Here is a 23,586-nt window from a genome sequence, read left to right on the forward strand (position 1 = left end):
AAACTCAATTTTACAAGTTAAAAGCAAATTCATAATTAACAATTAATAATTAGCTATGAAATTATACCTTAAAATATGGCGTCAATTTGATACTTCTTCCAAAGGAGAAATGACAGATTATGAAATAGACAACGTTTCAGAGCATATGTCTTTCCTCGAAATGCTGGATCTTTTGAACGAATCATTGATTCATAAAAAAGAGCGTGTCATCGAATTTGATCATGACTGCAGGGAAGGAATTTGCGGCCAATGCGGTGTTATGATTGATGGACGAGCACACGGACCTTTAAAAAATACAACAACCTGCCAGCTTCATATGAGAAGTTTTAAAGACGGAGACACCATCTATATTGAACCCTTTCGTGCGAAAGCTTTTCCTGTTTTAAGAGATTTGAAAATTGATAGAAGTGCTTTTGATAAAATTATCACTGCTGGCGGATTTATAGGCGCTGCAACCGGTCAGGCGCCGGAAGCCAACAGTATCCCAATATCCTATGAAACCGCTGAAGCCTCTTTTGATGCCGCCGCCTGCATTGGCTGTGGCGCTTGTGTAGCGACGTGTAAAAATGCCAGTGCAGCTTTGTTTACAGGTGCCAAAATCACTCATTTAGCTTTGCTTCCACAGGGAAAAATTGAAGCTTCAAAAAGGGTTTTAACCATGGTTCAGCAAATGGATGCCGAGGGTTTTGGTAATTGTTCCGATACCAGGGCCTGTGAAATCGAATGTCCGCAGAGTATTTCTATACTTTCCATTGCAAAAATGAATTACGAATATAGTAAAGCTATTCTTTTAAGGAAATAAAAGACTTAAAAGAATAGCTTGAACTTTAAGATTTTACAATTAAATTTTAATCTTTTTTATATGTCTTTTCTTGTCCATTCTCATAAATTCTTTTAATTCCGGTTATTCCATTTTTTTCGGAAATAATTTTGATACGAAAACTGTCTATAACCTCAATGCTAAATAATTCCTGTTCCAAAGGAGCCAATAGAAAAGTTGCCATATTATTCCACTTATAGTATAAATTATCACCTTCATAAATCAACTCCGATTTTCCAAATTTGCCTTGGTATGACTTTAAAGTTGTACCATCGACAACGAACGGTTTTTGTCTGTTTTTAACAATGGGAATATACCAACTCAAATTATTTAATGAATCTTTATTTTTTGAGGATAGCTTTTCTAAAGCCAATAAATGAGACGTGTTTACAGCTTCTTCACTTTTGCACAAAACATCCGGCATAACGCCTTTTCCTTCAAAATCCTGATTTGTAATTGGATCTTTGACTTCTCCAAAAGGTATATTTACCGAAAATCCGTTTGACAATACTTTTCGATCAATTGGATGTGCACCGCCAGCTGTTTTTTCACCAACGATAGTTACGCGTTTTAAATTTTGGAGCGAATAACTCATCCATTCAGCAGCAGAAAAAGTAATGGCACTCGTTAAAATATAGATATCGATATCAGCAAGACGTTTACCCGGAACAGAGGGTAAAAGCCACATTTCCCGTTCTATTTTCTTTCTGTTTTTCTCATAAGTGTAATATTTATAAAGAGGCAATTCTGCACCAGAATAAAAATAGCTGCTAATAAATTGCCCCATTTCCATAGCACCTCCATTATTTTTGCGCAGATCTATAATCAAAGCATCAGTATTGTTTAAAAATTGCATTGTAGCGGCAGCAGTTTCACTTCCGATAGCAGGATCTTCAAAATAATCAAACTGTAAATAGCCAATATTCCCTTCCAAAATCTGTACTTTCTGAAAACCGAAATTTTTCTTTTTTGCTTCCGCTAATTCCAGCGCCTTAATTTTTTGCTGTACAGCTTTATCGCTTTTATTTTTCTGATTTTCTGTCCATTCCGGATCATAAACCACTCTAAAATGAAGGTCTTTACTAAAATCTATTAGGTCGGTTGAAAGTTTGCTTGCAAAATCATTTGAATTTGAGATATCCTTATAAGTTCCTTTCTTATAATTCTCATTCAACTTTTCCTTTATATCGGCAACAGCGTTTGGTCTTATATAGAATTCTTCAAGTTTCTGGGTTAGCGAATCAATAACTGTTTTTTTACTTAATTCAGTAAGCTTAAATTCTTCTTTTACAGCCTCTTTTTGCGAATAAGCGCCAATTGAGAATACTACTAAAATTAAAGTGAGAAGGTGTTTCATTTTTATTATATTTTACAGTTTGAAATTATTTTATTCAGCAATTTGTCAAGCAATTCGATTTCATCCATAGATAACCCATCCAGAGCAGTTTTCCGATTGAGTTTAAAAATAGGAGACAATAAGACAATCGTTTTTTCACCTTTTTCAGTCACGATAAGTTTCGATTTTCTTTTATCAAATTCATCTGGCTCTCTAATTAAATAGTTTTTTTTAACCATCAATTCAATTATTCTTGTAATTGAAGCATTGTCCTTAAACATTAATTTGGCCATCTCTATTTGAGCAATTTTTGGTTTTTCATTTAGAATAATTAATACTAGACACTGATCAACTGTAATGTCACTTACAATCTTTTGTATGTTTTTTTGGCAAATTTTCCTGTATTCTTTTATGGTCTGCTCTATCGTATAAAGTACGGTTCCGGTTGGCGTTTTCATTTGCATAATAAATCGCTTATTTATAAATTGTTTGATATATCAAATATAATTATTTATTTGATATATCAAACAAATTTTTATTCAATACTTATTTTCATCGAATTAGTGCATATAAAAAACCCGACCGGTCTTATAACCGTGTCGGGTTTTAACATTAACGAAATAAAGCTTGTGTATTTACTACTTTGTATAATTGTTTTTTACGTTTTCTTTCTCTCATTCCAGATACTTGCACACAAAGTCCCAAAGGAGCCAAGTATAAAACTTAAAAACTTTGCGACTCCGGGAATGTCGAGATTAAAAACATTTTACAAAGTTCAAAAACTTAAAAAAAAACGTAGTGTCTTAGTGCCTTCGTGGCAAATCAAACAGCAAAATAAGGCGATAAAATATCTTCAAAATTATACAATCCTTTTTGTTTGTCTTTTAGATTTTCGGCAACAAAAACAACGCCGCTTCCAAAGGCTTCTCTTGAAATGGATTCGTGAATCAGTCTAACTGTTTGATAGGGAAATCCGAAGATAACTTCATGTTTACCTACAATCCCTCCTGCCCTAACCGAATTAATATTTTCTTTCTCCACCTCTAAGGCTTCTGCAATTTTAATTGCAGTTCCTGAAGTTCCTTCTTTCTTTTTAAAATGCTCTTCGTTCACTTCAATATCAACCCAAGGCGCAATTTTCTTCAGGAACTTAGCTGCAAAAAGTAAATAATTAACGCCAAGTGTAATATTTGGTGACCAAAAAACAGTGGTTTGATGCGACAGCTTCTTTAATAACTGAAGTTCTTTTTCTTTATAATGCGAAATGGCCGAAATGATTTTGATATTCCTTTTTGCAGCCAATTCTCCGTATTCGTAAATACCTTCATTCGAAGAAAAATCAATAATGACATCAACCGGATGTTTATCTAAAAGCTCTTCTATTGAGGTTTTAGAACTGGAATAGATTAATCCGGGTTCCTCTGACTGAATTCCGAAAAATTCCGGAACTGATCTGTGTTCTAAAACAGTACTTTGTCTTAAAACCCACTCCAGGCAGAATTTTTTATTTTCCAGTAGTATTGATGCTACTGATTTTCCAGTCTTTCCGAATCCGATTAGTCCTATTTTCATAATTTATTTTTTTTGGGGTGAAATATCCGTTAACAGAAATTGACAATTTTTGAAGTTTTTGTCAAGTCTAAAATTTAATTATTATCTAAGCTGATAATTATCCTCTCTCGCTAAAATAGAAATATTATAACGGGAATACTAGGAAAAAATGGTATTTGTAACCATTAAAAGCATCCTTAATCAGAATAATAGTGCTAAATATTATTGTTTCCTGATTTCAGAATTAATTGCTCCTTTACTAATTTCTTGCTTTAAATCAATTATTCGCAATTTATCTCCATGAAAAAGCGCATAATTTTTCATTGTCCTATTTTTGGGAAAAACAACAATAAAAAAAGATTGCAAAAGGTACAACTAAACAAAATTTAAGTAGTTTTATGGTCTGATTGTCCCAAACAAATTCAGTACCTATGACCTACAACAATAACGAATTAATGCGGTTTTTAGACGCGCAGAATAAATTATACCTTTCAGCGCTTTCTGAAATTAAAAATGGTAAAAAAGAATCTCCCTGGATGTGGTTTGTTTTTCCGCAGATAAAAGGGTTTGGTTCTTGCGACACCTCAAAATTTTACGAAATCAAAAGCGCAGATGAAGCAATAGCTTTTCTGGAACATCCCATTTTAGGAAAACATCTAATTGAAATCACGGAAGAATTAATCAAAACCGAAGAAAAAACGGCAACAGAGATATTCGGAAACCCTGATGATGAAAAATTACAATCCTGTCTGACTTTGTTTGCCAGTATTCAAAACTCAGAACCGATATTTCAGGAAGCCTTGCACAAGTATTTTGATGGATCATCTGACTTTCATACGTTGCAGCTGTTGTATAGTAATTTATGATTATGTAATTGGTGTACTTTTCTTATTTAGATATTTCCTTTAATTCCTTTATCTTTTTATTAACCCTTGCAAGATAAGTAGGATCTGTATTTAATTCCATTGATTTTGTATAATTCAATAAAGCGTTTTTTGTATCATTATTAACTTCATAGGCTTCCGCAAGACTATCAAAAGCATTACTGGATTTAGGATATTCCCTGGCATTTATATTGAAAACTGTGAGTGCATCAGCTACATTTTTATCTTGATAGAGCAGTGTATATCCAATTGTATTTAAATGTTCTTCCCATTTGACATTGGAATATTTTTGATCTTTCTTTAAAGAAACAAAAGTATCTCTTAGGTTTGAAATATTTTCTTTGACCGTTTTTTGAAGCGTTTCTAATGCTAAAAAATTATAATCAACAATATCATTATCCACAAAATAAGCTATACGATTTACTATATTTACAATATCTACATTACTACCAATTCCGTTTGCTAAAAATATAATACTTAAATTATCTTTTGGAAAATTTCGATAAGCAGCTCTTCTTCCTCCTGAAAAACCATATGACGTATGTCCATTTACTATATTTTGGTCCCATCCAAAACTAAATTTATAATCTGATTTTGTATAAGGAAAGATTTCCCACATCGTTTTCTTAGATTTCTCATTAATCAGTTTATTCGTATTGAATTTACTATCCCATTGTATAAAAGCCTCCATCGTAATATTAAGACCATTACAGCTACTTAGGTAATTACCGTTATTTGGAAGTTCTATTTGCATTTTACCCGTTGCAAAATTAGAATATTGTGTAACTCTATTTGAAATAATATCTCTCGAATCTGTAGAGAAAAATACTTCCTTATCATCTTTATTGAACTGATTTTCTTTGACAAACGTTTCAATATCCTGTTTGCTTATCATTTCGATAATTTTCTGAAGCAGCCAAAAATTAGTCTGATTATATTCAAATTTAGCTCCTTTTTCAAATTGAATAGCATCTGCAAAGACCTTTTCTCTTGCTTCATTTTCTGGTAATTGCTCGTAATTTACGATATCAGGAAGTCCTGAAGAATGCGTAACCAAATGTTTTACCTGAACGGAATTCCAGGAAACTGGTAAATCATGGAGATATTTCGAAATAGGATCTTCTAACGATAATTTATTTTGTTCGATTAATTGAAATGCTCCCGTTACAATGATTGTTTTTGTTAGAGAATAAATTCTGAAAATTGATTTATTGGATATTGGAATATTGTATTCAATATTTGCCTGTCCATAATTATTTCTATGAATGACTTTGTCATTTTTGATAACTGCTACTGAAATTCCCGGAATATTATATTTACCTACAACCTCCGCTAAATATTGGTCAATTTGAGCACTTGATTGCTGTCTTACCTTTGGTTGCACTTGTGCCATCGAAACGGTAAAGGAGAATAAAGCAGTAAAAGAAATAAGTATTTTTAGCATAATAGATTGGTTTACATTAAGAGACGCTACTTTCTATTCTTTGTTACAGTTTTTCTTTCTATATAATTTTATAGCTAAATTTTATAAATACAAAAGAATTCATTTACCACTATACAAAACTAAAATCAGCAGTTAATTGGTTTTTCACGACCTTTTCATAATTATTTACTATCCTTATATTGATGTTTAAAATAGCTAGCGTACAAAATTTAAATTATCATTTTTTAAATTTGTTTGAAACGAAAAGAAGCCTGCTCTTCTCAAAGATAAGCCCGTTATGAAACTCCAACATATAGCAATTCAAACCAACAATATTCAAAAAACCGAGGCATTTTATAAAGATGTCCTTGAACTTAAAATCCTCGAAAAAAGATCCGATTCCGTTAGTATTCACGTGGGAAGTTCTGTTTTACAATTTATTGAAAACCCTGAATTTGATTCTATTTATCATTTTGCTTTTAATATTCCTGAAAATAAATTGGAAGAAGCGATTCAATGGTGTGAAGAGAAGGTCGATTTGCTAATTATTGAAGACAAACGTATCATTGCCAACTTTGAAACCTGGAATGCCAATGCCGTTTATTTTTACGACAACAATGGCAATTTGCTGGAGTTTATTGCCCGACATGATTTGGATAATTTTCAAATAAAGCAATTCAGTTCCAGATCTGTATTAAACATTAGTGAAATTGGTATTGTGCACGAAAACCCAATGGAATTAGGTACCGAATTAATAGAAAAACATGGATTGGATTTTTTTGCAAAAAATTACAATAGCGAAAATTTTGCTGCGATTGGTGATGATAATGGTTTGCTTATTATAGTAAAACCATATCGAAATTGGTATCCAACTCAAATTCCCTCAAAAAGCAATAAAACCGATATTAGAATTGAAAATAAGGGAGTTCAAACGAAATTAAATTTTTAAGACGTTTTCTTATTTTTAAAAGTTTACTATTCTTTATTTTTACAGAAAACAAAACACACACAAAAATGCCGTTTGTCAGAATCAGTCTTCCAAAGAAACTTTCATTAGAAACAAAAAATACTATTTCAGAAGCAATTCATCAATCTTTGATCGAAGAATTTCATATTCCTGCAGCTGATTATTTTCATGTTATAGAAGAATTAGAAACTCATCAAATAAAATATCCCGAGAGTTACCTCGGCATTTCCCATTCTGAAGAAATAATTTACGTTCAGATTATTGCCGGACAAGGCAGAACTTTGGAACAGAAAAAGAAATTATACCATCAGATTGCGACCAGAATTTCATCTTCTACAGCAATTTTGATCAATAATGTTATTATTGTTGTACTGGAAAATAATGGTTTAGAGAATTGGTCTTTCGGCAACGGAGAAATTCAGGAACCTAAACATTTGAAGAAATAATTTTAACAAAATTAGAAAGCCCAATTCAAATTAATGAGTTGGGCTTCAATTTTTCGTCACTTTGAAATTATTAAAACTTCATTTTCTGAATTCTAACCGCATTTAATATCGCCAACAGCGCCACTCCAACATCAGCAAAAACAGCTTCCCACATGGTTGCAAGTCCGCCTGCACCTAGAATCAATACAAAAGCTTTTACTACAAAAGCCAAGGTAATATTTTGCCAGACAATTTTTTTAGTTTGTTTTCCGATGTTAATTGCCATCGGAATTTTGCTTGGTTTATCATCCTGGATAACGATATCAGCGGTTTCGATCGTGGCATCGCTTCCTAAACCTCCCATCGCAATTCCAACTGTGCTTAAGGCAATAACAGGTGCATCATTTACACCATCGCCAACAAAAGCTACGGTTTGATTTTTGGCTTTAATATCGTTTAGTTTATTGACTTTATCTTCCGGAAGCAAATCCCCAAAAGCATTTGTAATTCCGAGTTTATCTGCCACAAATTGTACCACATTGGTTTTATCGCCGCTCAGCATTGTTACTTTAACTCCTAATGCTTTTAGTTTACTTACCGTTTCCTGAGCATCTTCTTTTATTTCATCTGCGATGGTTAAATAGCCGGCAAACTTCTTATCATAAGCGATAGCAATCGTAGTGTAAATCACCGAATTGGGATCCAAATCATATTTAATATTGAATTTATCCATTAATTTGAAATTCCCCACATGAAGTTCTTTTCCGTTTATTTCCGCTTTTAATCCGTGTCCTGAAATTTCTTCTACATTTTTCAATTCAATCGAAGAATCTATCGCTCCAACATGATTATGAATAGCCGTCGCCACCGGATGTGTACTCTGGCTTTCTAAAGCATTGACTAATTTCAGAATTTCTTCTTTATCTAAATCCTCTGAAATAATAACTTCCTGTACCTTAAAAACACCTTCGGTCATGGTGCCGGTTTTATCCATTACAACATTTTGAATCGTCGAAATACTGTCCAGGAAATTACTTCCTTTAAAGAGAATTCCGTTTTTACTCGCAGCTCCAATTCCACCAAAATACCCAAGCGGAATACTGATAACTAAGGCACAAGGACAAGAAATTACCAGAAAAACCAAAGCCCTGTACAGCCAATCGCTAAAGATATAATGATCCACAAAAAGCATTGGAAGCAAACAAATTGCAATGGCCAAATACACGACAATAGGCGTATAAATTTTGGCAAATTTTCGGATAAACAATTCAGCCGGTGCTTTTTTAGTGGTGGCATTCTGAACCATTTCAAGGATTCTGGACAATTTACTGTCTTTATAATCGGTCGTAACCTTTACCTGTGCTATGGTATTTCCGTTAATCATTCCCGCTAAAACGGTTTCTCCTTTTACTTTTGTTGCAGGTTTACTTTCACCTGTAAGTGCAGCGGTATTAAACGAAGCGGTATCAGATAATAATTCTCCGTCTAAACCTAATTTTTCTCCCGCTTTAAGCTGAATAATCGCTCCTATTTTAACATCAGCCGCTTTGACTTTTGTCGCCACATTATTTTCAATGATATTTACTTCGTCCGGACGTTGATCTAATAAACTCTTAATGTTTGATTTTGCCCTGCTAACTGCCAATCCCTGAAAGTTTTCACCAATAGTGTAAAACAGCATAACCGCAACGCCTTCAGGATATTCTCCAATAGCAAAAGCACCGATCGTGGCAATACACATCAGGAAAAATTCTGAAAAGACATCACCTTTTGTAATGCTTTCATAAGCTTCTTTCAAAACCGGAATTCCAACTGGCAAATAAGCGATAATATACCATCCAATTCTAACATAACCGGAAAACCAGCTTTGTGGAAAATAATTATCAAACCCAATTCCGATGAGCAATAAAATAAAAGAAATTATTGCAGGAAGAAACATTTGAAATACATTTCCATCTGCATTATGTTCGTGATCGTGATCGTGATCGTGCCCGTCATCGTCGGTATGATGGTGTTCTTCGTGTGCTGAACAGCAACCGGATTGATTTGTTTTCTTTTTTATTATTTTTTCTTCTGTATGTTCCATAGGGAAGTTTCAAGTTTATTTTGTTTCAGGTTTCAGGTTTTATGTTGATGCCTGGATTGGATCTAAAATCCGCGTCATCCACGTTCTAAATGAAACACTTTCTAAAGTTACATATTTTACGACAATTGTTTTTATCTAATATTTTTTTATTTAATCGCGCAAAGGCGCTAAGTCGCAAAGTTTCTCAACTTGAAACTTGAAACCTTAAACAAAGAAAACTATTTTAATGCTCATGTTCGCCTCCGCCTTTCATCGCAGATAATAAATAAAAAGCTCCTTCCGTAACAATTTTAGCATTTGGTGCAATTTCATCAACAAACTTCACTTCTGTAAAACCTAAATCTGTCGTTCCGGGAATTACTTCTATGGCTTTAAAATGAATTTCTTTCTCGTGATTTTCTTTATTCTCCGATTTCTCTTTGTGTTCGTCTTCTTCAACAAAAACAAAATACTTATCGGCATTTCGAACCACAGCGTCTTTTGGTAAAGCAGGAACAGTAGCGTTTGTGATATTAATATTCGCCGAAACATACATTCCCGGAATTAATCCTTTCGCATCTGCCGATTCGATTTTAGCGTGAACAGCAACCGTTTTGCTTTCATTTGAAAAGGATTTATTGATTCCGAATATCTTTCCTTTAATTGATTTATTCGATTGATTCGTCAATACAAAATCAATTACCTGACCTAGTGAAATAGATCCTAAATCTTTCTCATAAACATTGAGATCCAAATGCATTTGGCTGTTATCAACCACTTCAAACAACGAAACTCCGGTTTGGGCATAAGCACCTTTTGCAATGCTTATTTTACCAACGTAACCACTTATTGGAGCTACAATGGGTACTAGTGAAGTACTTCCTTTTGTGCTTACATGCAACGCTTCCAGTTTATTTTTCGCTGCCTGTGCTTTTGCTCTTTCTGCTGCCAGTTTTGCTTTTACTTCCTGAAAAGTTTTCCTCGGATTTACATTTTCATCACTCAATGTTTTCTGGCGATTGTATTCCAATTGCAAATATTCGATATTGGCTGTAGCCGAATGGTATTCTTCCTGCATTTCAATCACTTCTAAATTTTGAATCGTAGCCAAAACTTTCCCTTTATTCACAAAAGTGCCTTCCAGAACAAAAATATCTTTCACAGTTCCGCCAATTAAAGTCGAAACTTCAGCAGAATTTTGCGGTGGAACGGTTGTGTACCCGTTTGCTTTAATTACTTTATTGAGATTTCTGTTTTCTACAAAACCCGTTTCAATGCCAATAGTTTTATATTGAGAAGCCGTTAAAGCAACTTCTGTAGATGATTTTTCTTCTTCATGCGTTTCTTCCTCTTTCTTTTCATTACAGCTTATTAGTACGCTATAGGCTATAAGCAATAAGCTGTAGGCTGCTATCCTTTGCGAACTTTGCGTAAAACCTTTGCTCCCGATAGCTATCGGGATTGCGGTTAAATTACTTAGTCTATTTTTCATTTTTTTAATAATTTTTGATAGTTGGAAATTGAAGTTCGATAGCGCTTTGGTTAAAGTTATGAGTCGCCTCGGCATATTGTTTTTTAATATCAATCGCCTGATTTAAAAAACTGATGTACGACCAATAACTCATATCACCATTGGCATAACTTTTTTGAGCTGTGCTGATAATCTGATCGGCATATTGCAAACCTTCATTCTGGTAATAATCGAGTGCTTTTTGCTGTTTTGCAAAATTGTTTTGTAATTCTTGCTGTTGAAGGTTTAGCGTTAATTTACTTTTATCCAAAGCCAATTGCGACTGTGAAATACTAATCTCAGATGCTTTGGCTTTCGCCGAATTTACTCCGCCAAACAACGGAATTTGCAAGCCTGCCGTAAAACCCTGAAACAACCAATCAGTGTTGATACTTTGAGCAAAATAACCCACTCCCAGTTTTGGAGTTCGCATTGCTTTGTAAGTATTGGTTTCCTTCTGATAAACCGAAATCTGTTGTTGATAGTAGTCCGTCAATAAACCTTCTGCCTTCGAATTTTCTTGCGTCACTACAGAGTATTTTAAAGCCGTTTTTTCATCGGGAATTATGTTTTCATCTGTCTGAACAAAAAATTGCAATTGTTTTTGGTAAATGGCCAAGTCATATTCCAATTGTGCTTTCTGTGTTTCAATTTCTTTTACTTTTGCTTTTGCACTGATCACTTCAATGTTTCCGCTTTCTCCGGTTTGAAAACGCAATTCGGCATTCTTTAAAAATTTGGTGTAAATTTCATTTAATTCCGAGTTTAATTGCTGAATCGAAACGCCATACAGATATTGATAATACGCCAATGTTACCGCTTTTTCAATTTCATAAGACGATAATGCTTTTCGTTTTTCGGCCAGTTTTACTAATTCTTCCTGCAATTGACGATTCGCTTTTGTAATATTCCCGATTGGAAAGTATTGCTGAATGGACACATTATGATCAAAATCGGCACTATTAAACTGCCCACCCTGATACTGAACCTGAAGCGGCTCTGCCTGAAAAGCGGTCTTTTTAAGAACGGTTTGTTTTTCAATTTCTTTATCGGCAATTTTTAAGTCGATGTTGTTTGTTTTGGCTAGTTCTATTGCTTTTTCTAAGCTGATGGATTGTTGGGCTTGTGCAAACGTACCGACTAATAGGAACGTTCCTAACCGCAAAGTGCGCAAGGTTTTTTGCGCGAAGTTCGCGAAGGGGTTTGGGCTGAATATATATGTTGAGTTTTTCATTTTCTTTAATTTTTACTTAGCGTTCATTGCGTAAATCTTTGCGCTCTTTGCGGTTAAGTCCACGCTCCAATAGTAAATACAGAATCGGCAGAACAATTAATGTCAATAATGTCGCTGAAACCAAACCTCCAATAACAACGGTTGCCAAAGGCTTCTGTACCTCTGCCCCACCGCTTGTTGACAATGCCATTGGCAAAAATCCCAAAGAAGCTACGGCTGCTGTCATTAAAACGGGACGTAATCTGGTTTTGGTTCCGATTAAAACTCTTTGTAACGGATCGAGTATTCCTTCTGCTTTTAATTGATTGAAATACGAAATCAGAACGATTCCGTTTAAAACAGCAATTCCGAACAAGGCTATAAAACCAATTCCGGCCGAAATACTAAACGGCATACCTCGCATCCAAAGGGCAAAAACCCCACCAATTGCCGATAACGGAATGGCAGTAAAAATTAACCCGGCTTGTTTAAAACTGTTGAAAGTCAGATACAGCAAAATCAAGATCAATCCCAAAGCAATTGGTAATGCGACCATTAATCGGTTTGTGGCTTCGATTAAATTCTCAAATTGTCCGCCGTATGTTACGTAATACCCTGAAGGAAGATTAAAATCCCGAACTAATCGCTCCTGAATTTCTTCCACAACGCTTTTAATATCGCGTCCGCGCACGTTTAGACCAACGGTAATTCTTCGTTTTCCGTCTTCACGTGTTACCTGAACCGGGCCTTGCTCATAATCAACTGAAGCAACTTGTGAAAGTGGTACCTGTTGCCCGTTTGGAAGCGGAATAAACAAATTACTCACATCGGTAATATCAGCACGATTGTCCTGATTCATTCTCACCACTACATCAAATCTTTTACTTTCCTCATAGATTTTTCCGGCGCTTTCTCCTGCAAATGACGAACGAATGATTTGGTTGATGTCTGAAATATTCAATCCGTATAAAGCGATTTTATTATAATCGTATTTGATTGTAATCTGCGGCAAACCGGTTACTTTATCGGCTTTTAAATCTCCAATTCCTTCAATATTTTTAATCTTTGAAATTAACTCCGTTGCTTTAACATCTAAAATCTCTAAATCATCTCCAAAAATTTTGATGGCAATATCACTTCGGCTTCCTGTCATCAATTCGTTAAAGCGCATCTGGATAGGCTGTGAAATCTCAATATTAGAGCCCGGAATCACTTCCATTTCTTCTTTCATGGCATTGGCCAAATCTTCCCAGTTATGGTATTTGCCTTTCCACTCTTTCTTGTCTTTCAAAACAATAATCAAATCGCCACTTTCAATTGGCATCGGATCGGTTGGGATTTCTCCACTACCTATTTTGGCTACTATCGTTTTAATTTCCGGAAATTTATCTTTAAGTATTTTTTCCAGTTTTGTTGTCGTTTCTACCATCTGCGTAAGCGAACTTCCGGTCATAATAGATACGTTTATAGCCAAATCACCTTCTTCAATAGTCGGAATAAATTCGCCTCCCATACTATTAAAAACCAGTAAGGCGACAGCAAACAAACCTACTGAGATTCCCAAAACTATCTTTTTAAACTGTAATGCTTTCTCTAAAAATGGTGTATATAAGTTCTCCAGCCAAACCATCATTCGGTCACTAAAATTGGCTTTGTGTTCTGTATTTTTGGATAAGAATAACGCGCTCATCATTGGCACGTATGTCAACGAAAGTAAAAAGGCTCCAATTACGGCAAACCCAACGGTCATTGCCATTGGTTTGAACATTTTGCCTTCGGTACCAATTAAAGCCAAAATAGGAAGATATACGATTAGAATAATGATTTCTCCAAAAGCGGCACTATTTCTGATTTTTGAAGCCGAATTGTAAACTTCAACATCCATTTCGTCTTGCGTTAAATCCTTATTCCTTTTGAGTTTTTGCAGATGATGCATCGTTGCTTCTACTATAATAACGGCACCATCGACAATAATTCCAAAATCGATCGCGCCGAGACTCATTAAATTTCCGCTTACACCAAAAGCATTCATCAAAATCACAGCAAAAAGCATGGCTAACGGAATAACCGAAGCGACGATCAATCCGGCACGTAAATTCCCCAGAAATAAAATCAGCACAAAAATGACGATTAAGGCTCCTTCCAAAAGGTTTTTTGTTACTGTCCCGATAGCACTGTCTACCAATTTTCCTCTGTCAATAAAGGCTTCCGCAACAACTCCTTCTGGCAGGCTTTTATTAATCTGAACCATTCTTTCATGAATTCGATTCACCACTGCGCTGGAGTTTTCTCCTTTCAACATCAAAACCAAACCCGAAACGATTTCTCCTTTTCCATCTTTGGTTGAAGCCCCGTAACGCAGTGCAATTCCTTCGCGAACTTCGGCAACATCACGCACTAAAACGGGCGAACCATTGCGATTTTTCACCACAACATTTCCCAGGTCTTTTACACCTTTCGCCATTCCGACACCACGAATAAAATAGGCGTATTGATCTTTTTCAATATAGGCTCCTCCGGTATTTTGATTGTTTTTTTCTAAAGCGTCAAAAATTTCGGTAATCGTAACGCCAAGACTGTTTAATGTATTTGGGTTGACCGCAATTTCATATTGTTTTAGTTTTCCCCCCCAGGTACTGATATCGGCGACACCTTTAATTCCCTGCAATTGCGGAATAATGATCCAATCCTGAATGGTTCTTAACTGTATCGCATCATATTTGTTTTCATAACCTTTTTTAGCATAAACATCATATTGGTAAATTTCTCCCAAACCTGTGGTTATAGGTGCCAATTCAGGCGAACCGGCATAAGCAGGAATGTTTTCTTCGGCTTGTTTTAAGCGTTGAAATATTTGTTCCCTGGCCCAATAAATATCGACGTCGTCTTCAAAAACGACGGTTACGACAGACAATCCAAAGCGTGAAATACTACGGAGTTCTATAATATCCGGAACCGTTTTTACTGCCTGTTCCAACGGATACGTAATTAGTTGCTCGACTTCCTGACTGGCTAAAGTAGGCGCTGTCGTAATAATTTGCACCTGATTATTAGTAACATCAGGTAAGGCATCTAACGGTAAATTTTTAAGCGAATAACTTCCCCAGGCAATTAATACAAGGGTAAATAGCAATATAAAGAACTTATTCTTTATACTGAACTGTATAATTTTATCTAACATTTGAATATATAATGACGTGAGAAATTAGACAAAGTTTGTCTATTCATTTTGTGGAAAATCCACAACGCTCTAACCGATTTCCGATAGCCATCGAAACCGGAATCATTATGCTATTTGAGGAGGTTGCCAAATACTTCCGTAGAAATTGGAAGCAAAAACAGAATTATAATTGGGTACTGCTTTTGATATAAGTTCAAAAGCTACTGGGAATTCAATACTTACAGTGGACTGATAGGTTAAAACCTGGGCGCCGCAACAATTACAAGCGCAAAAAGGAGAGCACAAATCATTGTCTTTGTTATGAGAATGGTTGGCTTCAGATGAAAACTGAGCCGTTTTATGCACAGGACTATCCACTTCCATATCTGCACAGGGCATATTTGAAAGTGCCATCAAATAAATTGATAATAGTATTGTTATCCATTTCATAGCTGTAAAAATAATACTTATTCTGTTATAAAAAATCTAAAATATTGAAAATGATGTTTGTAAAAACGATCTTCTTTTTGGTAAATAGAAGAAATATATTTTTGTTTTGAAATTGTACTTTCTTAAAAAAGATTGCAAATGGTAAGAAAATTTATTTAACTTTAACAATAATTAACATATTGACCCAAATCAATTTTTAAATTACAAAAGCCTATTCAATTACAATACAGACTTTAACATACATTTTTTCAAGAATACATTAGTTACCTATTTATTTTTCGCAGTTCTATTAATTAATTTTTATAACACTACAATCAATGAAATGTAATACACTAATATCAGCCTCATTATTATTCTTTAGCATGCAAATTTTTGGTCAGGTTTACACTGACAAAATAGTAGGTAAAAAAAATGAACAGCTAAAAGACAGCCTTAAAACAGAAAAATACCCATATGCCTTACCGATCTGGGGAGAAAAAGTGGCTCAAAAAGGATATAAATTACCTTATTCTGCTGGAGTTTCTGTAAATTATTTTTGGCAGGAATCTGAAATTGTTATAAATGATTTAAATATTGGGTTCAATCATGGCCCTCAATATAACTTAGATGAAATCGTCCGTTTTGACAAATCTACTGTAGAAGCCGGTGCCTTAACCATTAGACCTGATATTTGGCTACTTCCTTTCCTGAATATTTATGGAATTTTTGGAAAAGCCAAAACAGCCACTAAAATTAATGCCGGAATTTATATCCCGGATGCCGATAATAATTGGTCTCAAATTGCAAGTTTTAGTACCAAGGCTAATTTTGATGCTACCACCTTTGGTTTGGGTATGACGCCAACAATTGGTATTGGCGGAGGCTGGCTTGCACTTGATATGAATATGGCGTGGACTGATATTAGTTCTCTTGATAAGCCTGCTTTCTCTTATATTTTTGGACCAAGATTAGGAAAAACGTTTAAATTACCTAAACCAGAAACCAATATTGCTGTTTGGGTTGGAGCCTTTAGAGTTCATATTTCCGGTGATACGAATGGTGATTTGCCTTTGTCTGATTTTATAGATTTATCTGATGCCCAGGTAAAAGTAGATAACGGTCTTGCAAAAGTTTCTGAAAATCAAACAAAAGTAGATAGCTGGTGGGCTGGCCTAAGTCCGGCTGAGCAAAAAAATCCCGTGAATGTTGCCAAACATAATACTGCAGATCGTGCGCTTGAAAGAGCCGGAACATTTTTAAGCACATTAGATGGTGCCTTAAGTACGGCTTCAGATTCATCTGTTCAATATTCGCTGCAAAAAAGACCTAAAGACATGTGGAATTTCATTATTGGATCTCAATATCAATTTAGCAAACACGTAATGTTTCGCGCTGAAGTTGGTTTCTTAGGCAGCCGTACACAAGCATTAGGAAGTCTTCAGTATCGTTTTGGACTTTAATCCATCCTCCCCATGAAAAAAGGCTTATTAGTACTTATCGCTTTCTTTTTTATAACATCAGCACAATCACAAGTTTTAATTTCCTTACTTTTTGGAGATAAGTTGAACTCTCCTTTTTTAGAATTTGGTTTGGATGGTGGTGTCAATTTTTCGACGATTTCAAATATGGAAACCTCCGGTAGTGAAGTGGGTTTTAATCTTGGATTTTATTTTGATATAAGGTCTAAAAAAAATCCCGCCTGGATGATTAATACTGGCGTAATCGTAAAATCACCCATGGGAGCTCACGGTATGCCGGTGTATTCTTTGGGTGATGCTAATTTAGACAATACATTTTCCGGAGGACGTGTTGATCGTGAAATCCGCTATTTTAATGTACCGATTCTAATTAAGTATCAATTCAAAAATAATATCTACCTAAAAGCGGGTCCACAATTTGGATTACTGGCTAAAGCTTTTGATAAATTTCGCAAAGAATATGACGGTGATGAAGTGGAATATAAACACAATATCAGGGATCAGATTCATGTAATTGATGCCGGAATTGCCGTTGGCACAGGCTATCATATGAATGTTGGAAATGGTTTGAATATGACCGTTCAATATTATTACGGATTAGTAACCGTAATGAAAGGTGACGGTCCCAAACAATATAACAGAGTTGTATATGTAACAGCCGGAATACCTATTGGCCGTGGAAAATCAGCCAGAAAAAAAGCGGAAAAAGAAGCCGAATTAAACCGAATTATTTTACCTGAAGAAGAAGCGCCAAAACCTAAAAACTAATAATTTAGCTATTTATAGAAATAATCAATTTTAAGATTTCATGATTGTTTAATATAAAATCAGGCTCTGCATATAAAATAGCATTATTAGGCATAAAAGGCATATCAGCAGCTAATGGATTTTGAACGACAACTGTTCCGCCATGTGCTTTAATTGCTTTCAAACCTTCCGTTCCGTCCGTATTTGAACCTGATAATAAAATTCCGACCAAAGAAGTTCCATAAATTTCTGCAGCCGATTCAAAAGAAACATCAATACTTGGACGGCTGTAATTTATTTTTTCTGAGGTGTCCAGTGCCAAAATATTCTCTTTCTCAAATAACAAATGATAATTAGAAGGTGCTACATAAATAAACCCGGGTAAAAGTGGCACTTTATCTTCAACCGGTTTTACTTCAACATTGGCTTTTAAAGACAATAAATCTTCTAAAGTCTGATCATCAGTATTTTTTCTATGTAACACTATTACAATTGAAAAATCTTTAAGCGGACGTAATTCTGGTAAAATTTGCATTAAAGCGTTTAAGCTTCCTGCAGATCCACCAATTATGACCACTTTACAATCTGAAATTATTTCACTTTTCTCCATATTTTTTCCTTTTCAAACTGTTTATATTTCGTTGGAGAAATCGAGTACTTTATCGTTTCTTTTGTTCCCAAAGCCAGAAAGCCCAAAACAGCCAGACTTTCATCAAATAAATTGATTACTCTCTTTTGAAGATCGTTATCAAAATAAATTAAAACATTGCGACATAAAATCATATCAAATTCATTAAAGGAAGTATCAGAAACCAAATTATGCTGGGAAAAAACCATTTTTTCCCCCAGTTCTTCATTAAATTTCGCAATACCGTAATTGGCAATATAATAACTCGAAAAATCTTCAAGTCCACCTGCATCACGATAATTTTCTGAGTATTCTTTCATCATTCGTAAAGGGAAAATTCCCTTTTTTGCCGTTTCCAGAACAGTTGCATTTATATCAGTAGCATAAATTATAGACTTATGAAGCAAACCTGCTTCTTTCAGCATTATGGCCATGGAATAGACTTCTTCACCGGTTGAGCAGCCGGCATGCCATAATCTGATAAAAGGTTTTGTGCCAAGTAATGGTAAAATCTCATTGCGCAGTACACGATAAAAAGCAGGATCGCGAAACATCTCGGTTACATTTACCGTAATTTCGTCTACCATTCTTTTGTAATATTCTGGATCATATCGAACTCTGGAAAGAAATTCATGAAAATGGGTAAACCCATCTAAATGAAAAATTCTGTTCACACGTCTTTTCAGTGAAGCTCTGGAATAACTCCCAAAATCAAAACCATAATATTCGTAAACATCATTAATAAGCGTTTCTAATTCAATATCTTCAATCATAATTCATCTCATATTTCCTTCAGCACCTGAAGTAATTTATCTACATCAACTGGCTTCGAAATGTAGGCATCTGCACCAGCCTCCAAACATTTTTCTCTGTCTCCGGTCATCGCCTGAGCCGTTACTGCTACAACAAAAGTCAATTTTCGTGAAGGAATCGCTTTTATCAACGGAATTGCTTCATAGCCATCCATTTCCGGCATCATCATATCGATTAAAACGGCATCAAAGTGCTCGTCTGATACTAATAATTTTAACGCCTCTTCTGCACTTAAACAAGACAAACAATCGAATGATTTGGCACGCAAAGTGTTTTCTAAAGCAAAAATATTTCTAGAATCATCATCAATAATTAGAAGTCTTTTTTTATTCATATTCGCCTGCTTTTAATTTGGTTTATTTTATTTTTTGTCACGAATTGCAATTATATCTAACAACTGCCATATTATAAAAGCTAGAATTTGTGCGAATTTGTGTAATTTGTGGTTGGTTTTTTTATTTTTTTACCACAAATTACACAAATTTACACAACTTATTAAAGCTATAAATTGGTTACAATTGTGTATAACTTTTTACTATAGATTCCAATCTCTGGCTTCGACTTTTTATATTTTATCATACAACCAAACGCGTAATAACGATAACAACTGATCAATATCTACTGGTTTTGTTATGTAGTCTGAAGCTCCGGCTTTGATACATTTTTCCCTGTCACCTGTCATGGCTTTTGCAGTTACGGCAATAAGTGGTAAATTCAGGAACTTAGGTATGCTGCGTATTTTTTCGGCTGTTTCGTAACCATCCATATTTGGCATCATCATATCTAATAAAACGATGTCTGTATCAGGATGTTCTCCCAGAATTTTGATCGCCTCTTTTCCATCAAATGCCGTTATGACATTCATTTTGAAAATCTCTAACGCTTTTGTCAAGGAATAAATATTACGAACATCATCATCTACAATTAATACCTTTTTCTCAAACAAAATATTGTTTAGTAAATTTAGCTTTTTATGACTTTCCTTTTTGTCTTTTGGGTCTTTTTTATCTTCAACCAAATGAAGGAAAAGCGAAACTTCATCGAGCATTCTTTGGTAAGAATGCGCCGTTTTTACGATGATTGAATCGGCATATTTTTTAATCTTAACTTCCTCTTTGATCGACAAACTTTTTCCTGTAAAGACAATTACAGGCAGGTTTTCCAATCCCGGGTTTTTCTTCACACCTTCTAAAATTTGATACGCCTGCTTATCGGGAACACCCATATCCAGAATAACACAATCAATTTCTGAATTGTTTAACGCCTGTAAACCATCAGAAACTTCGCTTTTGATCTCTGCATTAATATTGTATGTTTCTAAGAAAAAAGCCAATGCTTTCGCATGTTTTGGATTGTCTTCAATAATTAAAACCTTTTGCGACTCTTGATTAATGATATGTTCGATGCGCAAAAACACATCCGGAATCTTATCAAAAGCTACTGGTTTGTCTAAGAAATCAACAGCACCTTTCAGCAAACTTTCCTGTTTCAATTTATGCGATGACATAATGTGCACCGGAATATGTTTAGTGTGCGAATGATTTTTTAATTCTTCTAAAACTTCCCAACCACTTTTTATTGGAAGTTCAATATCCAACAGTACGCCAGCTGGTTTGTATAGTAACGCAAAATTTAAAGCATAATCGCCACGAACAGAAACAACTCCCTTATACCCTTTGTTTCTTGTAAAAGCTAAAAGTGATTTCGCAAAATTGATATCATCTTCAACAATCAAAATTACTTTGTCTCCCTCTTTTACTGAATCTCTGTCATCTTCAATTTCATCTGGAATAACAGCGCTTAAATATTTATTTTTTTCCGGTACTATTTCTTCATTTTCGACTTCTGTAAATTCTGTCGGTGGAATTTTTTCTACATTTATTTTATTAATGGCTGAGCCAAAAACCGGAAGGCATAAAGTAAAAGTACTTCCTTCGTTTTCTTTACTGTGCAAAATAATTTCACCTCTTAACAATTTTGCCAATTCACGGCTAATTGACAATCCTAAACCTGTTCCTCCATATTTTCGTTTAGTTGAACCATCTGCTTGCTGGAAAGCTTCAAAAATCAAAGGCTGTTTGCCTAACGGAATTCCGATTCCGGTATCTTTTACAATAAAGCAAATGATTTTCTCGTCGTCTGTATTGATCTTAATTTCAAGACTTACCGTTCCTTTTTCTGTAAATTTAATTGCATTTGAAATCAGGTTTTTCAAAATTTGTTCCAAACGCATTTTATCCGTCTTAATGACAATTGGCGCATCTTTAGAAATAATTTCAAACGTGATTCCCTTTTCTTTAGCCACTAAATTAAACAGATTCCACATCATATCTGTAATTTCCCTGGTTGAAACATCTAAAAATTCAAGCTCCATTTTTCCGGCTTCAATTTTAGATAAATCCAGAATTTCATCAATTAAACCTAACAAACTATTTCCTGAACTCTGAATCACTTTTGCAAATTCAATTTCTTCAGCCACCATGCTTTGATTATTGTTTTCAGACAACAATCGGCTTAAAAGTAAAATCGAATTCAGAGGTGTTCTTAATTCATGCGACATATTCGCCAAAAACTCTGACTTATAACGGGTTGTCAATTCTAATGCTTCTGATTTCTTCTGAATTTCATTATTTTTTTCTTCTAATAAAACACTTCTTTCAGATAATTCTTCATTGGTTTGTTCCAGTTCTTCCTGTTGTACACGCAATTCTTCTTCAGATGCCTGAAGTTTCTCTGTTTGCGCTTCAAGCTCTGCATTTATCGCTTCTAATTCTGTATGTTGGGCTTGTAATTCTTCTGATTGAGATTTGGTTTCTTCCAACAACTCCATCACTCTTTTTCTATTTTGAGTCGATTTAATGGCAATTCCGATGTTGTTGGCAATGGCCTTTAAAAACTCAATTTGAAGATCCGAGAATCCGTAAATACTAGCAAGCTCAATAGCGCCTTCGACCCTGGTATCTAATAAAGGAATCGCTACAATATGAGTTGGTTTTATTTGGCCTAAAGCATAATTAATCTGAATATCTTCTGGCGATAAAACTTTTAGTTCTAACAATTCTTTTGAAATAATAGCTTGCCCGATCAAGCCTTCTCCTTTTTGAATAAATTCACGATTTTTTCCCGGAATATAGCTGTATCCTCCTGAAAATTGAAGTTCATCTCCCTCTAATACATAGACAACTCCCGCGCTGCTGTTGGTATACTTACATAAAAATTCAATAACATCTTTTGATAATTTTTGAAGTGTTTTATCACCAAGCATGACATTATTAAGATTTGCAATTCCAGATTGCATCCACTCTTTTTGCGATAATAATTCGAAAGAGCTTTTTAAGGAAACGCCCATACTATTTAATGACTCTCCGACACTTCCCAATGCATCAGCTTGAGTATCATCTACACGGATATCATAATTTCCGTTTGAAATATTACTTGCAATCGTACTAATTGCTACAATTCTTTCAGCCGTTTCTTTATCTTTCTTTTCTAATTCATTTTGAAGTAATAAACGTTCGTTATAATCTTTTAAAATTCGGAACAAAAAGACAATTGAAATGACAAAAGCAATAATAAAGGCCACCACAATTAGAACCAAACTATAAGTTCCGTAGCGTTCTGAATTTTCGCCTCGTTCTTTTAGCAGACTTTGTTCGATATTTTCAACACTTTTAATTTTTGCTCTTAAGTCGTTCATCATTACGCGACCTGCACTAAGATCAAATACAACAGCATCTTTGCCTAATCGTTTTTTTACAATTTGATTGTTCAGATACTTAAAAAAACTATCTCTAAGGACTTTTAATTCTATTAACTGTTTTTGCTGAGTTGGATTATCAACAGTAAGTTCCTGTACTTTTTCAAAATAATTATTCGACCTTGTTTCAGCATCATTATATCTTTCAACAAATTGCTCATCACCCGTAATCAAATAACCGCGCATACTCGTTTGCGCTTCTGTTACAATAGCCGATCCTTCATTTAAATTATAAATAACTTCCTGAGTGTGGTTTACCCAAAAATTACTATTTAATAAACTTTTGATACTAAAAAATGAGGCTGTAGAGCTAATCATTAATACCAGTAATGAAACCAGTGAACTGATTAATAAATTACGTTTAAAGTTGTTCTTCATGT

19 protein-coding genes are annotated in these 23,586 nt (G+C 34.6%); 6 read left to right on the plus strand and 13 right to left on the minus strand.

Translation table 11 applies throughout. The features are described 5' to 3' along the window. The first annotated feature begins 55 nt into the window (after positions 1-55). On the plus strand, positions 56-802 hold the full coding sequence (locus B0A65_RS05155; RefSeq protein WP_074657809.1) for a succinate dehydrogenase/fumarate reductase iron-sulfur subunit: 747 nt from the start codon (positions 56-58) through the stop codon (positions 800-802). A gap of 46 nt (positions 803-848) precedes the next feature. On the opposite strand, the gene B0A65_RS05160 is transcribed toward B0A65_RS05155, so the two are convergent. The 3 genes from B0A65_RS05160 to B0A65_RS05170 all read right to left on the minus strand — a co-directional run bounded on the left by B0A65_RS05160 (position 849) and on the right by B0A65_RS05170 (position 3,728). Then, a complete protein-coding gene (locus B0A65_RS05160; protein WP_074657807.1) occupies positions 849-2,177 on the minus strand; it encodes a S41 family peptidase in 1,329 nt (442 codons plus the stop codon). A 5-nt stretch (positions 2,178-2,182) separates the two neighbouring features. Beyond that, the gene (locus tag B0A65_RS05165; protein ID WP_083370372.1) at positions 2,183-2,620 is read right to left on the minus strand and encodes a MarR family winged helix-turn-helix transcriptional regulator; all 438 of its coding nucleotides are present in this window, start codon (positions 2,618-2,620) and stop codon (positions 2,183-2,185) included. Between the two features lie 358 nt (positions 2,621-2,978). Next, on the minus strand, positions 2,979-3,728 hold the full coding sequence (locus B0A65_RS05170) for a 4-hydroxy-tetrahydrodipicolinate reductase (protein WP_074657805.1): 750 nt from the start codon (positions 3,726-3,728) through the stop codon (positions 2,979-2,981). A gap of 410 nt (positions 3,729-4,138) precedes the next feature. On the opposite strand from B0A65_RS05170, the gene B0A65_RS05175 reads away from it, so the two are divergent. After that, entirely contained in the window at positions 4,139-4,573 is a 435-nt protein-coding gene (locus B0A65_RS05175; RefSeq protein ID WP_074657803.1) for a DUF1810 domain-containing protein, read from the plus strand. A gap of 22 nt (positions 4,574-4,595) precedes the next feature. Here the strand turns inward: B0A65_RS05175 and B0A65_RS05180 are convergent, their stop codons facing one another. After that, positions 4,596-6,035 (minus strand): serine hydrolase domain-containing protein, encoded by a 1,440-nt coding sequence (locus B0A65_RS05180; RefSeq protein WP_083370371.1) that lies wholly within the window; start codon positions 6,033-6,035, stop codon positions 4,596-4,598. A gap of 277 nt (positions 6,036-6,312) precedes the next feature. Here B0A65_RS05180 and B0A65_RS05185 point away from each other — a divergent pair, with 277 nt between their 5' ends. Both B0A65_RS05185 and B0A65_RS05190 read left to right on the plus strand, forming a co-directional pair. Then, positions 6,313-6,963: a VOC family protein gene (locus B0A65_RS05185; protein ID WP_074657799.1), complete on the plus strand. Its 651-nt coding sequence runs from the start codon at positions 6,313-6,315 to the stop codon at positions 6,961-6,963. 65 nt (positions 6,964-7,028) lie between these two features. Further along, positions 7,029-7,427 (plus strand): tautomerase family protein, encoded by a 399-nt coding sequence (locus tag B0A65_RS05190; protein WP_074657797.1) that lies wholly within the window; start codon positions 7,029-7,031, stop codon positions 7,425-7,427. A gap of 70 nt (positions 7,428-7,497) precedes the next feature. On the opposite strand, the gene B0A65_RS05195 is transcribed toward B0A65_RS05190, so the two are convergent. From B0A65_RS05195 to B0A65_RS05215, 5 genes are all read right to left on the minus strand, one after another. Then, entirely contained in the window at positions 7,498-9,492 is a 1,995-nt protein-coding gene (locus tag B0A65_RS05195) for a heavy metal translocating P-type ATPase (protein ID WP_074657795.1), read from the minus strand. Positions 9,493-9,715: 223 nt separating this feature from the next. After that, positions 9,716-10,963, minus strand: a complete 1,248-nt coding sequence (locus B0A65_RS05200; RefSeq protein ID WP_083370370.1) for an efflux RND transporter periplasmic adaptor subunit — start codon at positions 10,961-10,963, stop codon at positions 9,716-9,718. Positions 10,964-10,967: 4 nt separating this feature from the next. Next, on the minus strand, positions 10,968-12,215 hold the full coding sequence (locus B0A65_RS05205) for a TolC family protein (protein ID WP_074657793.1): 1,248 nt from the start codon (positions 12,213-12,215) through the stop codon (positions 10,968-10,970). 16 nt (positions 12,216-12,231) lie between these two features. Beyond that, positions 12,232-15,375, minus strand: a complete 3,144-nt coding sequence (locus tag B0A65_RS05210) for an efflux RND transporter permease subunit (RefSeq protein WP_074657791.1) — start codon at positions 15,373-15,375, stop codon at positions 12,232-12,234. 105 nt (positions 15,376-15,480) lie between these two features. Continuing rightward, complete coding sequence (locus B0A65_RS05215) at positions 15,481-15,804, minus strand: DUF6660 family protein (RefSeq protein WP_242670237.1); 324 nt, start codon at positions 15,802-15,804, stop codon at positions 15,481-15,483. Positions 15,805-16,121: 317 nt separating this feature from the next. On the opposite strand from B0A65_RS05215, the gene B0A65_RS05220 reads away from it, so the two are divergent. Both B0A65_RS05220 and B0A65_RS05225 read left to right on the plus strand, forming a co-directional pair. Beyond that, on the plus strand, positions 16,122-17,243 hold the full coding sequence (locus tag B0A65_RS05220) for a hypothetical protein (RefSeq protein WP_074657789.1): 1,122 nt from the start codon (positions 16,122-16,124) through the stop codon (positions 17,241-17,243). Between the two features lie 12 nt (positions 17,244-17,255). Next, positions 17,256-18,029, plus strand: a complete 774-nt coding sequence (locus tag B0A65_RS05225) for a porin family protein (RefSeq protein WP_074657786.1) — start codon at positions 17,256-17,258, stop codon at positions 18,027-18,029. Positions 18,030-18,033: 4 nt separating this feature from the next. Here the strand turns inward: B0A65_RS05225 and B0A65_RS05230 are convergent, their stop codons facing one another. The 4 genes from B0A65_RS05230 to B0A65_RS05245 all read right to left on the minus strand — a co-directional run bounded on the left by B0A65_RS05230 (position 18,034) and on the right by B0A65_RS05245 (position 23,584). Continuing rightward, positions 18,034-18,618, minus strand: coding sequence for a chemotaxis protein CheB (locus tag B0A65_RS05230; RefSeq protein WP_074657784.1), 585 nt, complete (start codon positions 18,616-18,618; stop codon positions 18,034-18,036). Beyond that, on the minus strand, positions 18,600-19,409 hold the full coding sequence (locus B0A65_RS05235) for a CheR family methyltransferase (RefSeq protein ID WP_074657782.1): 810 nt from the start codon (positions 19,407-19,409) through the stop codon (positions 18,600-18,602). The genes B0A65_RS05230 and B0A65_RS05235 overlap by 19 nt, the downstream gene beginning before the upstream one ends. Before the next feature lie 8 nt (positions 19,410-19,417). Next, a complete protein-coding gene (locus tag B0A65_RS05240) occupies positions 19,418-19,783 on the minus strand; it encodes a response regulator (protein WP_074657780.1) in 366 nt (121 codons plus the stop codon). 231 nt (positions 19,784-20,014) lie between these two features. Then, the gene (locus B0A65_RS05245; protein ID WP_074657778.1) at positions 20,015-23,584 is read right to left on the minus strand and encodes a response regulator; all 3,570 of its coding nucleotides are present in this window, start codon (positions 23,582-23,584) and stop codon (positions 20,015-20,017) included. Between the last annotated feature and the right edge of the window lie 2 nt (positions 23,585-23,586).

Origin of the sequence: Flavobacterium frigidimaris (genome assembly GCF_002217275.1) — a bacterium.
GTDB classification, from domain to species: Bacteria; Bacteroidota; Bacteroidia; order Flavobacteriales; family Flavobacteriaceae; genus Flavobacterium; species Flavobacterium aquidurense.